General features: G+C 64.0%; 15 protein-coding genes. 9 read left to right on the top strand and 6 right to left on the bottom strand.

Features of this window, described 5'->3' with window-relative positions:
• A partial coding sequence (locus tag GOOTI_RS05070; protein WP_007237495.1) for a vWA domain-containing protein occupies positions 1–987 on the bottom strand: 987 nt, incomplete at its 3' end.
• A gap of 95 nt (positions 988–1082) precedes the next feature.
• Here GOOTI_RS05070 and GOOTI_RS05065 point away from each other — a divergent pair.
• Positions 1083–1793, top strand: a complete 711-nt coding sequence (locus tag GOOTI_RS05065; protein ID WP_007237494.1) for an NUDIX hydrolase — start codon at positions 1083–1085, stop codon at positions 1791–1793.
• Positions 1794–1855: 62 nt separating this feature from the next.
• Complete coding sequence (locus GOOTI_RS05060; RefSeq protein WP_138985170.1) at positions 1856–2167, top strand: DUF7161 family protein; 312 nt, start codon at positions 1856–1858, stop codon at positions 2165–2167.
• Between the two features lie 64 nt (positions 2168–2231).
• Here the strand turns inward: GOOTI_RS05060 and GOOTI_RS26375 are convergent, their stop codons facing one another.
• Positions 2232–2789, bottom strand: coding sequence for a hypothetical protein (locus tag GOOTI_RS26375; RefSeq protein WP_007237492.1), 558 nt, complete (start codon positions 2787–2789; stop codon positions 2232–2234).
• Between the two features lie 125 nt (positions 2790–2914).
• Between GOOTI_RS26375 and GOOTI_RS05050 the strand changes: the two genes are divergently transcribed.
• Positions 2915–4873 carry a gamma-glutamyltransferase family protein gene (locus tag GOOTI_RS05050; RefSeq protein WP_007237491.1) on the top strand — a complete coding sequence of 653 codons (1959 nt, stop codon included), beginning with the start codon at positions 2915–2917 and terminating at the stop codon, positions 4871–4873.
• 9 nt (positions 4874–4882) lie between these two features.
• Here GOOTI_RS05050 and GOOTI_RS05045 read toward each other — a convergent pair whose 3' ends face one another.
• Entirely contained in the window at positions 4883–5365 is a 483-nt protein-coding gene (locus GOOTI_RS05045) for an SRPBCC family protein (protein ID WP_007237490.1), read from the bottom strand.
• Between the two features lie 240 nt (positions 5366–5605).
• On the opposite strand from GOOTI_RS05045, the gene GOOTI_RS05040 reads away from it, so the two are divergent.
• Genes GOOTI_RS05040 through GOOTI_RS05030 form a run of 3 tightly spaced genes read left to right on the top strand, consistent with a single transcriptional unit; the run spans position 5606 to position 8375 of the window.
• Complete coding sequence (locus tag GOOTI_RS05040; protein ID WP_007237489.1) at positions 5606–6583, top strand: amino acid ABC transporter permease; 978 nt, start codon at positions 5606–5608, stop codon at positions 6581–6583.
• Complete coding sequence (locus tag GOOTI_RS05035; protein WP_007237488.1) at positions 6580–7386, top strand: amino acid ABC transporter ATP-binding protein; 807 nt, start codon at positions 6580–6582, stop codon at positions 7384–7386. Before GOOTI_RS05040 ends, GOOTI_RS05035 begins: the two co-directional genes overlap by 4 nt.
• 53 nt (positions 7387–7439) lie before the next feature.
• Positions 7440–8375 (top strand): transporter substrate-binding domain-containing protein, encoded by a 936-nt coding sequence (locus GOOTI_RS05030; protein WP_007237487.1) that lies wholly within the window; start codon positions 7440–7442, stop codon positions 8373–8375.
• A 2-nt stretch (positions 8376–8377) separates the two neighbouring features.
• On the opposite strand, the gene GOOTI_RS05025 is transcribed toward GOOTI_RS05030, so the two are convergent.
• The gene (locus GOOTI_RS05025) at positions 8378–8824 is read right to left on the bottom strand and encodes a DUF5994 family protein (RefSeq protein ID WP_007237486.1); all 447 of its coding nucleotides are present in this window, start codon (positions 8822–8824) and stop codon (positions 8378–8380) included.
• 149 nt (positions 8825–8973) lie between these two features.
• Here GOOTI_RS05025 and GOOTI_RS05020 point away from each other — a divergent pair, with 149 nt between their 5' ends.
• From GOOTI_RS05020 to GOOTI_RS05010, 3 genes are all read left to right on the top strand, one after another.
• The gene (locus GOOTI_RS05020) at positions 8974–9570 is read left to right on the top strand and encodes a sulfite oxidase-like oxidoreductase (RefSeq protein ID WP_007237485.1); all 597 of its coding nucleotides are present in this window, start codon (positions 8974–8976) and stop codon (positions 9568–9570) included.
• Positions 9571–9655: 85 nt separating this feature from the next.
• On the top strand, positions 9656–10330 hold the full coding sequence (locus GOOTI_RS05015; RefSeq protein WP_085949771.1) for an FAD-binding oxidoreductase: 675 nt from the start codon (positions 9656–9658) through the stop codon (positions 10328–10330).
• Between the two features lie 13 nt (positions 10331–10343).
• Positions 10344–11036, top strand: a complete 693-nt coding sequence (locus GOOTI_RS05010) for an SDR family NAD(P)-dependent oxidoreductase (protein WP_007237483.1) — start codon at positions 10344–10346, stop codon at positions 11034–11036.
• 52 nt (positions 11037–11088) lie between these two features.
• On the opposite strand, the gene GOOTI_RS05005 is transcribed toward GOOTI_RS05010, so the two are convergent.
• Both GOOTI_RS05005 and GOOTI_RS05000 read right to left on the bottom strand, forming a co-directional pair.
• Positions 11089–11343 (bottom strand): hypothetical protein, encoded by a 255-nt coding sequence (locus tag GOOTI_RS05005; protein WP_007237482.1) that lies wholly within the window; start codon positions 11341–11343, stop codon positions 11089–11091.
• Between the two features lie 38 nt (positions 11344–11381).
• On the bottom strand, positions 11382–12244 hold an 863-nt coding region (locus GOOTI_RS05000; protein WP_007237481.1), incomplete at its 5' end, for a serine hydrolase domain-containing protein.

The raw sequence follows: 12244 nt of genomic DNA, 5'->3' as shown, positions 1-12244 counted from the left end.
CTCCGACTGCACGCGCGGATCAGCGATCCGGCCATCCGCCTCATCACCGGGCACCACGTTCACCGTGACCGGGAGCGTCACCGTGTGCTCGGTGAGCGTCGCCGACTCGACGTAACGCAGGTCGAGTTCGGCGATCTGCGCGACACCCAACCCCGACATCCCGTCGACGGCCAACTTCAGCAGCAGCTTGCGCGCTTCGGTGCCATACAGGTCGCCCAGTTCGATCGTCACCTCACCGTCCGCAGTCTGGTGTGCGGGAAGATCGTTGTACAGACTCACCTGCACCTGCGGGATGAACCGTACGGTCAGTGTCACCGCCTGAACGGCCTTCGACAGCAACCCGTCAACCTCGCCGCCGATCGCCGCACCAGCGGCATCCGGGTCGTCGGCGAACACGTGGTTCCCGTTGCCGGACCGAGCAATTGCTGCGAGCAGTGTCTCGTCGTAGCCACGTCCGTAGCCGAGCGTCGAGGTCACGATGCCGTCGGCGGCGGCCTTGGTGGTCAAGGACGCGAACTCGTCGACGCCGCTGATACCGCTGTTGACGTGTCCGTCGCTGATGACAAGCACTGTGCCGCCGCTGATTCCGGCCTGCTTGGCAGCGCGGCGTAGTTCCTGCAGGCCACGAAGGTAACCCGACGACAGGTCGGTGGAGCCACCCGAGTCAATTGATTCGACGAGATCGGCGGCACGCCCCTTGTCGGTCAGCAGTCCGGCGGGCACGGCAACCTGGGCCTCGTTGTCGAAGGCCACGACACCGAATACGTCGTGCGGGTCGAGTCGACTGATGACTCCGGCGAGCGCCTTCTTTGCGCCCTCGAGCGGGGGACCGCTCATCGAGCCGCTGCGGTCCAAGACGATCTGCAGAGCGGAGGGCGCCCGTTCCGTGGTTGGCGCCTCGGGTGCTTCCAGTTCGATGAGAATGGAGACTTCGTCGGCGGATTCGTGGGCGACGACGTCGACGTCGAGGGCGGTGGAGAACTTCATGACCTGCTCCTGTTCCCGCCCGGGTAACGAACCGAGGCGACTTTGCGCGGAAGTGCGATTAGTAGTTTGAGTGAAAATGCGAATAGTGTCAAGGGGTGGCTACGACCTCACGACCTCGCCTCGCGAGCTATCCACGCCCGAACGTCGCCGTCGACATCGCGGTGTTGACCGTCGTCGACGGTCAGTTGAACGTTGTCGTGCAACGCGATTCGGACTCTGGAAAAGCTGCTCTTCCTGGACGGTTCATCCGAGAACGGCACACTGTCGACGAGACGGTCCGTGAGGTACTGGAACTCAAGCTGGGACTTTCACCCGATCGCGTCCGGCCGCATCTGCTCGCGGTGTTCTGCGATCCTGATCGAGATCCCCGCGGGTGGACGATCTCGATCGCGCATGCCGTCGCGCAACCCGCATCGGCGCTGACGGACGTCGTCGGAGAACTCGCTCCGCTCGACGTCGACGGTCGTCTCGCGTCGGGGGAGAGGTTGCTCTACGACCATGACGAGATCATTGCATCTGCCACTGACAATCTTCGCGAACGCTATGAAGATCGTCCCGACCCAGACGGGCTGCTGCCCGAGCCGTACACGCTGTCGGACCTGCGTGAGCTGCATGAAGCGATCCTCGGTCGACGCCTGATGCGGGACTCGTTCAACCGGCGCGTGCAGCCGCTTCTGGAACCAAAGGTCGATGAACTGGGTGTGCCGGAGACTCGGGTCGGCGGCGGACGGCCAGCGCGGTTGTTCATGAAGAGTGCGCCCCCGACCGCAACATTCGGCTGGAAGCTGCCGAGTAAGGAAGAGTGATGTGGCCTCGACGTAGACGACATGACGTCGCGTCTACTCGCCGTGCCGGTCGTGAAGGCAGCGTGAGGTCTCTTGATCATCGATACGCATTGGGAGCCGACTCCTCCGGTTGTGCGGCGGAAGACACAATCGGTGAACCAGCCGGAATCTGTTATGACCAGCGCGGTCTCGCTGGACGCATCGCGATCCTGCTGAACACCGCACGCGACGACGTCTTCTCCCGAGCCAACGAATTACCCGAGGAGACCTGCCGCGTCGTGATTCTCGATGACACTCCGAATCCGATGTTGGAGCTGTTCGTCCATCCGGTGGGTCGAGCCGACATCGTCATTCCCGTCGACCACAGGCAGTTGGCGCTGGAGCCGCGCAGATGACGTGGCTGCTCATGATCCGTTCAGTACCCCAACGTCGACGTCATGTCCGATTGGTGTCTCGACATCACCCGCGCCATTCGAACAGCGCCTTATCGACATCTCGGGGTAGCCAGTTCGTGCCCGTGTGATTCGATAGTTCAGCGGCGAGGGCGCATACCGCCGTCATGTATTCCGAATACACGCCGCGTCGGAACTCGTAACCGAAGTGCCTAAGCGTTGCCGCGGCACGTCGATCGTAAACGGCCATGCGATCAGGCCAAGCCGCAGTCAAGATGGTGGATGCAACGGCGGCACCAGAAGAGCATCCGGGCAATGGAAGTAGCGTGGTCCGCGCGATTCTGGCCCCCTCGAGTATTGGACCCGAGCCGGCTTGTTTGATGGCCTCCCCGGTTATCTCACGTACGCGTTGGTCGGGTTCTTGATTCAACGCCATCGTCCAGCGGGTATTGAGATTGATTCGCTTCCAGAGCAGCAGGGCTCCGATATCGGCTTTGCCGACGCTTCCGCTGATCACGATGCGGTGGTGGACCTCGTCGATGACTTCGTCGTAGAAATGGCCGCCGGCCAGACTTGGATATCGTTGGGCCGCAACGACGAGCGAATCAAGCTGCTCCGTGTGCATACTCGGGACCGTACGGGAGGACCATGACAAGTCGCAGCAATTTCCGTCCGCTCCGTGAGTTCAGCCGTTGCGACCCCCGCGTTTTGCGACACATACCCGCGCAGTCTTCCCTACCCTTAACCCGTATGCGCCGTCCACCGCACGCAAGCACGCTCCTCCGCGCCGCAGCACTCGCCGTCGCGCCGGCCCTGATCCTGACCGCCTGTTCGTCGTCGACCGACGACACGCAGGCCCGCATGACCTGCGGCGAGCTGCACACCGGGACGCAGATCGACTCCAGTGCCGCCGCGCAGTCGTCCGCCGACATCTCGACCCGACCTGAGGCAGCGACTGGATACCGCACCGGGATGCAGCCCGTCCAGACACATACCTACGCCGCAGCGACGGCGAACCCGCTCGCCACGAAGGCGGCGTGTGAGGTCCTCCGTGACGGCGGGACCGCAGCCGACGCCTTGGTGACTGCGCAGACGGTGCTCGGACTCGTCGAGCCGCAGTCGTCGGGAGTCGGCGGCGGCGCATTCGCGCTCTACTACGACTCCAACACCCATAAAGTGACCGCGTTCGACGGCCGCGAGACAGCTCCCGCTGCAGCCACCGAGGACTATTTGCGCTACATCAGCCCGACCGACCACCGTGCACCGATCCCGACCGCACGCGCCTCGGGCCGCTCCATCGGCGTACCGGGAGCGGTGCGGATGCTCGAGGAGATCCACAACGAGCACGGACGCACGGCCTGGAAGAATCTCTTCGACCCCGCAGTCAGCCTCTCTGACAACGGCTTCGACATTTCGCCGCGCCTCGCGACTGCGATCGCCGAATCCGCCAACGACCTCGAGGCCGACGACGACGCGCGCTCGTACTTCCTCAACCCCGACGGCACACCGAAGGCGGCCGGCACACGACTGACCAACCCCGACTACGCAAAGACACTGGGCGCGTTGGCAACCGACGGCGCGCAAGCCCTGTATTCGGGACCCATCGCCGACGCAATCGTCGCCAAGGCCGGCTCGACGTCGAACGACATGACGCCGAGTCTGATGACTGCCGACGACCTCAAGAACTACAAGGCGATGCGTCGGGAACCGGTATCGACCGAGTACCGCGGCCACCGGATTGTCGCGATGCCTGGGCCGTCGTCGGGCGGCATCACCGTTGCCGCGACGATGGGAATCCTCTCCAACTTCGACATCCCGTCGATGGCACCGACCGGCGTCGACCGCGACGGAGGGCATCCCAACCCCGAAGCGGTACACCTGATCAACGAAGCAGAGCGCCTCGCCTACGCCGACCGCGACAAATACATCGCCGACCCCGACTTCATCCCGCTACCCGGGAAGGGCGTTGCGACGATGCTCGACCCGACGTACCTGAAACAACGTGCGGCACTGATCAAACCGAACACCTCGCTCGGTAAGGCAGAGCCCGGCGATCTCGGCGAGGTTCCGCTTGGCACCTACACCGGCACAGAGCACGGCACCAGCCACATCACCGTCGCCGACAAGTACGGCAACGTGGCGTCGATGACCACGACCGTCGAGTCGGCATTCGGCAGTTTCCACATGGTCGACGGCTTCATCCTCAACAACCAGCTCACCGACTTCTCCGCTGAGCCACGCGATGACTCGGGGCAGCTCCTCGCGAACCGCGTCTCACCTGGTAAGCGACCGCGCTCGTCGATGGCGCCGACCCTGGTCATGCAGCCAGGCACCAACGGCTCCCCGGACACCTTGACAGCGGCCCTCGGATCGCCCGGCGGAGCGGTGATCATCCAGTTCGTCGTCAAAACCCTTGTCGGAATGCTGGATTGGAAGCTCAACCCGCAGCAGGCGGTGTCGATGATCGACTTCGGAACAGCCAACACCCCGACGTCGAACGTCGGTGGCGAGCACCCACTCGTCAACACCGCGAACGACGGCGCCGACGACCCGCTCGTCAAGGGGCTGCGCGAGCGGCGTGAGCAGGTGTCGGTCGAGGACCAGTCCAGCGGACTCAGCGCCTTGCAGCGATCCGAAGGCGGCTGGCTCGGCGGGGCAGATCCGCGCCGCGAGGGTGCGGTGATGGGCGACGACGCGTCGTTGAAGTGATGCATGGTGTCACGACTGAATGCCCCTCTCTCGGTGCTGCTCGACTGTCCGCGCCAAGATTCCCAGCGTGGCGCGTAGCCCGGCCTCCGGGATGATCGGGAACCGGCCCTTGATGTCCGCGTCGGTGACGCGACTCCAGTCGTAGTACGAGGTGACGAGCGTGCCGTCGTCGGTCGGTTCAAGGCGGTAGCCGTAGCGATGATCGAGCGGCGGTTTCACGGTGCCGATGATGGTCCACTCGATCCACCGGTCCTGCTCGAAACCGGTGATGATCACCCGTACGTCGTACTTGCCCATCGGTAGATCGTTGAGCGACTCCCGATCCATGTGGACCACGAACTCGTCGCCGACCGCACCGACCGGCGCACCTTCGGCGCTCTGCAACATCCCTGAGCTATCGATGGCGACATGGCCGTCGGGCGAGGTCAGCAGCGCGAAAACCGCAGCTGCATCGGCGTGGATCAGACGGGTGATCTCGAATAGCTCGGACATCAGGCTCCTCGGTGTCGGCGGTCGCACACTACGGTAGGCGCTCGGTGGCAGTGCACGGCCGAAACAATCTCCCACCCTGCTTTGCGACCCTAAGAATCCGGCAGATTCATACTCTCGGACAACCGTCGAAGCAGAACTACCGTTGCTTCGGTTATGAGAGCTGCGCCGCCGCTCTCGTCATAGACGCTCCCGCCATCGACATGCCGACCATTTACCAATCCGAGGACGACACCGATTCCCGTGACCGCAGACCTGTCCGCAGCGCCGCAGTGTGCGTCGCTGTCCAGCGAGCCGCACGACGCCGAGCTGCTCTCCGCCAAGCTGGTCACGGCGCGCAAGCCCGGCCAGTGGGTGAGCAGCGCTGTCGTCCTCGTGCTTGCGGCGATGCTGGTGCACACACTGATTACCAACCCGCGCTTCCAGTGGGATGTGGTCGGCCACTACTTCTTGCACGGATCCATCCTGCGCGGCCTTGGACTGACGCTGTGGCTGACCGCGGCGGTCATGGTGTGCGGGTTCACCTTGGGCATCGTCCTGGCGGTGATGCGGCTGTCGTCGAACCCCATCCTGTCGACGCTGAGCGCGGGATACGTGTGGCTCATACGATCCATCCCGCCGCTGGTCCAACTTCTGTTCTGGTACGAGCTGGCATCGTTGTATCCGCAACTGTCACTAGGTATTCCATTCGGGCCGGAGTTCGTCACCGCCGACACGGCACACCTCTTCTCCGGGGTGCTCGCCGCCTTCGTCGCCTTGACGATCGACGTCGCAGCGTTCGCCGCCGAAATCGTGCGCGGCGGCATCCTGTCCGTCGACCGAGGTCAGACCGAGGCAGCAGAAGCGTTGGGACTGAGCCGATACCGCATCTTCCGGCGGATCATCCTGCCGCAGGCCATGCCCGCGATCGTGCCGGCGTCGGGCAACCTGTTGATCGGACTGCTCAAGGCGACGTCGATCGTCAGCGTGATCGCAGTGCAGGACCTCCTGTACTCGACGCAACTCATCTACCAGCAGAACTACCTGATCCTGCCGCTGCTGCTGGTCGCGACGATCTGGTACGTGATCGTCACGAGCGTGCTGTCAATCGGACAGTACTTCGTCGAACGCCACTATTCGCGTGGCAATCGCCGCCCGCCACAGAGATTCTGGACGACGGTCCGCGAGAACCTGCCACTGTTCGGACGTATCGGCAGCCGCAGGATTGTGGTGACGGCATGACCACCTCGACGGCGAGCTCCCGAGATGACCACGCATCCGCCGGCGAGCAACCCCTCGTCCGAATCCGCGGACTACGCAAGAGCTTCGGACTACACAAGGTCCTCGACGGCATCGACGTCGACGTTCCGGCCGGCACCGTCACGGTTCTGCTCGGACCGTCTGGCTCGGGAAAGTCGACGCTGCTGCGCTGCATCAACCACCTCGAAAAGCCAGACGGCGGTTTCGTCGAGGTCGGCGGCGAGATCATCGGGTACCGGCCGTCGCCCGGCAAGCTGCACGAACTCTCCCACCGCGAGATCGCCCGACAGCGCGCGACCATCGGCATGGTGTTCCAGCAGTTCAACCTGTTCGGGCACATGACGGTGCTGCAGAACGTGATCGAGGGCCCATTGGCTTCGGGCGTGCAGCGTCGCGACGCCGTCGCGAGGGCGGGTGAACTGCTCGAGAGTGTCGGCATGGCGGGCCGAGAGGACTCCTACCCACGGCAGCTGTCGGGTGGCCAACAGCAACGTGTCGCGATCGCTCGCGCGCTGGCGCTGAAACCGCGTCTGATGCTGTTCGACGAACCGACGAGCGCACTGGACCCCGAACTCGTCGGCGAAGTGCTGTCGGTGATCCGCGATCTCGCAAGCCGCGGCATGACCATGGTGATCGTCACCCACGAGATCGGCTTCGCGCGTGAGGTCGCCGACCAGGCGATCTTCCTCAATGGCGGGCGCATCGTCGAATCCGGTCCGCCCACAGAGATTCTCGACGATCCGCAGCACGAGCGCACGAAAGCCTTTCTGTCCGCGGTCCTGTGACAGTACGTCCGGACCACTGCCCACACCACACGTTCACTACGGGGGATTCACCGATGAAACACCCACAACGCATAGTCACCCTGCTGGCGTCCATGGCGGTGATCGGCGGCATCGCGCTGACCGGTTGCGGCTCGTCCGACGACACCACAGGCTCCGCCGAGGCGTCGGCCGTTCCGACGCAGGACATCACGAGCGGTATCGTCAAGGACGAGAAACTCAGTGCGGAACTGCCGGAGAGTGTGCGTTCAGCCGGCACGCTGACGGTCGGCACCACGCAGACACCGGGAACGTCGTCACTACCGCACGGCGGCGTGGTCGACGACAAGAACGTCGGCCTCGATCTCGACCTACGCAATGCCATAGGGAAAGTCCTCGGAGTCAACTGGAACGTGCAGTACGGCACGTTCGCCTCGATCATTCCCGGCGTGCAGAACGGTAAATACCAAGTCGGACAAGCGAACTTCGGTGTCACGGCCGAGCGTGAGAAAGTACTCGACTTCTCCACCTACCTCAACGACGGTCAGGGGTTCCTCGGGTCGTCGCGCGTCGACCTGCAGAAGGTGAACACCATCACCGACGTTTGTGGGTACTCGATCGCCACGACGCCCGGCTCGACCTTCCAGACCCTGCTCAGCTCACACGTCGACGACTGCGCCAAGGTCGGTAAGAAGCCGTGGACCGTGCAGTACTTCAACGACACCGCACCGATCTTCCTCGGACTCGGAAACGGCAAGGTGGACCTGTACTTCGGGCCGGTACTCAGCCTCAAGTACGACGAGAAGCATGTGCCCGGCACCAAGTTCCTCGGCGAGATCAGTTCAACGCCGGTCGGATTCGTCACGGCCAAGGATTCAGGTCTGGCCAAGCCGCTGACGGACGCGGTCAACAAGCTGATCGAGACCGGCGACTACGCCAAGATCTTCGACAAGTGGGGCGTCCCGGACACCCGTGTCGACAAGTCGACGGTCAATCCGCCGAGTACCTTCTGACGTCAGCGAACAACCGCGTCGTCGTCGAGTTCGGACATGTACTGCTCGGCGAGGGACAGGATGCGTCGCCCCTTGTTGCACTCCAGTGAGTACGTGTGGGCGCCTTGTAACTCGGTGTCACTTGCGAGGCGTAGCAGCATGGCCGCGAGCGACGACGACGTGCGACACGGGATCACCAGGAGCGTCGCGTCACGGTCGGTGGCGGAGATGGTCATCAGCGGCGGGATCGTCGGAGCGTCCTCGGAGTCGAGACCAGGATAGCGACGATAGCTCTGCCAGTGCACCGAAATCGAGGTGATCTCCCCGAGGAGCGGCGTCACCGCCGCCGAGAGACTGCTGAGCTCCCCGGCGAGATTGGCCGTGTACGGATACCAGGCGCCCGCAACACGAGCGTCACGATCGCTGGTGAAACGAACACGCGTCGGACCCAAAACCGCGTTACCGAGCACTGCACTTCTCCTGACCGGCGATCACGCCGCATTCATCGGTGACAAACACACGACCAGGCGTCTACGTCGGCTGTGAGTGCGCATCAGCTTTTAATCAGACTATACGCCCATGACCTGCGCAAAGCGCCGGCAGATCTACACTTGCAGACATGGCGATAGTCAACCGAGGGTTCGTCGGACGCCGTGACCGGATGGCCGATCGGCTGCCACCGGGGCAGTACTCGACGCTCGACTTTCCCGTGCTCTCCGCCGAGCCCACACCTGCGCTGCCACACGACAAGTGGCGCTTGACCATTCAGTCGTCTGATCATCGTGCGCACAGTCTGGACTGGCCGCAGTTCACCGCGCTGCCGCACGAGGACGTCACCACCGACATCCACTGCGTCACGCGGTGGTCGAAGTTCGACACGCGCTGGCGTGGAGTGTCATTCGACGATCTGCTGGCAACTCTTCCCTGGCAACCCGACGACTTTGTGATGGCGCACTGCTACGGCGGCTACACCACCAACGTCCCGCTCGACGACCTGACCGGCGGCAAAGCCTGGCTCGCCGATACCTTCGACGGTGAGCCCCTCGCGCCAGAACACGGAGGACCGGTCCGGCTGCTGGTACCTCATCTCTATTTCTGGAAGAGCGCGAAATGGGTTCGCCGACTTCGATTCATGCCGAGTGACACGCCCGGATTCTGGGAGGAACGCGGCTACCACATATACGGCGATCCCTGGCGAGAGCAGCGGTACGCGTGAGGCAGTCGGGCCTCGCGCCAGGGGAATGGACCCAGGGAGACTGACGGCTGTGGACTGGCAGATCACGACCGTTGTCGGCGCCGAGATGCAGACGCCGACCGCGCGATCGCTGCGCCTCGCGCTGAGTGAACCGATGAGCGCCGACGCCGGAGCTCACGTCGACATCCGGCTCACTGCCGAGGACGGGTACTCGACGGCCCGCCCGTACTCGCTGTCCGACGTGCGAGAGACGCGCACGGTCGAAGTGACCGTCGAGAAACTGGACGACGGCGAGGTATCGCCGTATCTGGTCGACGTCGTCGAGGTGGGTGAGCCGCTCGAGATCAGCGGACCGAATGGCAGATGGTTCACGTGGAATCCCGCGAGCACGAGTCCGGTGCAGCTGATCGGCGGTGGGTCGGGCATCGTGCCGCTCATGTCGATGATCCGCAAGCGTGAGGTGGCCGCACCGTCGACGCCGTTCAACCTCGTGTACTCGCTGCGCGGTCCGGAGCGGCGCTACTTCGCCGCAGAGCTCGACCAACTCGCCGCGCACGACCGGCTGCCCATCAGCGTTTTTCACACGCGGGTCGCGCAGCAGGACGATGTGCGCATGCCGGGACGCGTCACCGCGGCCGAGCTCGCCGCAGTGACCATCGCGCCCGAGCGTGAACCGGTGGTCTACATCTGTGGACCCAACGGCTTCGTCGAATATTGCGCGCGGACGATGCTCCACGTGGGTCACCCCGCCGACAGGATCAGGACCGAGCGGTTCGGATAGAGAGGACACACGCATGGCAGTCAAGAAGGCTCTGATCGTCGGGGCATCACGGGGCTTGGGCCTTGGCCTGACCACGCGTCTCGCTGAACGCGGCTGGCAGGTGACGGCGACGAGCCGGCACTCCGGCGGCGAGTTGGAAGCACTTGCCACGGGGTCGGGAGGCTCTGTGACGGTGGAGAGCGTCGACATCAACGACGCCGCCTCGGTGACCGAGCTGCATGATCGGTTGTCCGACAGCACCTTTGATCTGATCTTTGTGAACGCAGGGATCACGCACGACCGATGGGAGACCGTCGCCGACGTCTCGACGGAGACGTTCGATCGCGTGATGGTCACCAATGCACTGAGCCCCATGCGCTTCGTCGAACGGTTCCATGACCTCGTTCCATCGTCCGGAACCATCGGCGTGATGTCGTCCGGGCAGGGCAGTATCACCAACAACACGCGCGTGACGGGCTGGGAGATCTACCGGGCGAGCAAGTCGGCGTTGAACCAGTTGATGCGGAGTTTCGCGGCGAGGAACTCTGACGACCCACGCACGCTGCTCTTGATCGCGCCGGGGTGGGTCAAGACCGATCTGGGCGGCTCCGACGCCGCGCTGACCGTCGAAGAGAGCACCGGCGGAGTAGCCGATGTCCTGGAAGTGCAGGCCGGAGCAGGCGGGTTGCAGTTCCTGGACTGTCGAGGTCAGACGGTGCCCTGGTAATTCCCGTACTTCGCCAAGCCAGACCGGCGACACCACGACTTGACCGGCCTCGTCACGCCACCGCGAGCGCGTCCACGGGGGCCACGGCGACGACCGCGGCAATGATCGTCGAGATCGCGATCATCGCAAGCAGAATCGCAGTGATGACCGACAGCGATCGTTCGGTCTCAGCCATTTCTGCGGGAGGCATGTCCCAGCCATGAACCGATTTCGTGAGTGAGCTCATGCCGGAGGCGATAGGGGTCACCAGCGTGACTCCGACGAGCAGGCCCACGGTCGACCGTGTGGTGCGCTGCGGATCCTGCATGGACTACACCGTGCCAGATGACTGTGTGCTGCCGGCGGCTACCGCTTTCCGGGTGACTCCGGTAGGCCCGGAACACAGGTGATCGCGAAGCACCCGGGGTTGCCCTGGAGTGGTGCTCGCAGTGGAGCGGAACCGCATCGCAGGACGGTGCAGTCCGACGGCGCATACGGCCCGAAACCCAACGCGCCCAATGCGATGTTCGGGTCCGTGAACTGCACCGGATCGAAGTCCAGGTTCATGGTCGGCCGGTACGGTCCCGGGTCGGGAATGCGGGGCGTCCGGAACGCTGCGACGAGCTTGCGGAAGAACTCGCGGTAGAGCTCACTGTTGAGGCTCGCGCTCAGCAGTGTGCCGGGGTCGGGCGAGACGTCGCCGAGAATCCCGGTCCAGCTCACCAGCAACCCGAGGCTCGGCACGATGAAGTTGTTCTGCTGCAGGAATCCGACCATGGCGTAGGCGTCTCGCGGCAGCCCCGCCAGCGGCGCCTGGGAAATGGTCTGACGCGACGGAAAGGACGGGCCGGTGCACGGAGAGTCGTTGACCCAGAACAGATATCCGTAGCAATGATTCGACGACGACGGCGTGTGCGCTTGCCGGATGTAATCGGACGAGATGATCCGCTGGCCGCCCCAGACGCCGTCGTTGAGCATGAGGAGCCCGAGTCGCGAATAGTCGACAGGTGGCATGAACAAGAACGCGTATCCGTAGGTGTGGCCGGAGCGATCACGCGCCCAGTAATAGTCGTGCTGATCGATCCCCAACGGCCCGAACAGGGTTCGCTGCGCGAACTGCTGCAGATCCTCGCCGATGGCGCGTTGCACGACGAATGCCAACAGGTCGGGTCCGTGCTGCGTGTATTCGAAGAACGTCCCCGGTGTGTGTTGAACAGGAAGGGCCAGTG

Origin of the sequence: Gordonia otitidis NBRC 100426 (assembly GCF_000248075.1) — a bacterium.
Taxonomy (GTDB): domain Bacteria; phylum Actinomycetota; class Actinomycetes; order Mycobacteriales; family Mycobacteriaceae; genus Gordonia; species Gordonia otitidis.
This window is presented reverse-complemented; position numbering and strand designations above follow the sequence as displayed.

Coding starts and splice junctions, on each gene's coding strand:
- GOOTI_RS26375 (WP_007237492.1), bottom strand. CDS start 2,789: ATGCACACGGAGCAGCTTGATTCGCTCGTCGTTGCGGCCCAACGATAT.
- GOOTI_RS05050 (WP_007237491.1), top strand. CDS start 2,915: ATGCGCCGTCCACCGCACGCAAGCACGCTCCTCCGCGCCGCAGCACTC.
- GOOTI_RS05045 (WP_007237490.1), bottom strand. CDS start 5,365: ATGTCCGAGCTATTCGAGATCACCCGTCTGATCCACGCCGATGCAGCT.
- GOOTI_RS05035 (WP_007237488.1), top strand. CDS start 6,580: ATGACCACCTCGACGGCGAGCTCCCGAGATGACCACGCATCCGCCGGC.
- GOOTI_RS05030 (WP_007237487.1), top strand. CDS start 7,440: ATGAAACACCCACAACGCATAGTCACCCTGCTGGCGTCCATGGCGGTG.
- GOOTI_RS05020 (WP_007237485.1), top strand. CDS start 8,974: ATGGCGATAGTCAACCGAGGGTTCGTCGGACGCCGTGACCGGATGGCC.
- GOOTI_RS05015 (WP_085949771.1), top strand. CDS start 9,656: ATGCAGACGCCGACCGCGCGATCGCTGCGCCTCGCGCTGAGTGAACCG.
- GOOTI_RS05010 (WP_007237483.1), top strand. CDS start 10,344: ATGGCAGTCAAGAAGGCTCTGATCGTCGGGGCATCACGGGGCTTGGGC.
- GOOTI_RS05005 (WP_007237482.1), bottom strand. CDS start 11,343: ATGCAGGATCCGCAGCGCACCACACGGTCGACCGTGGGCCTGCTCGTC.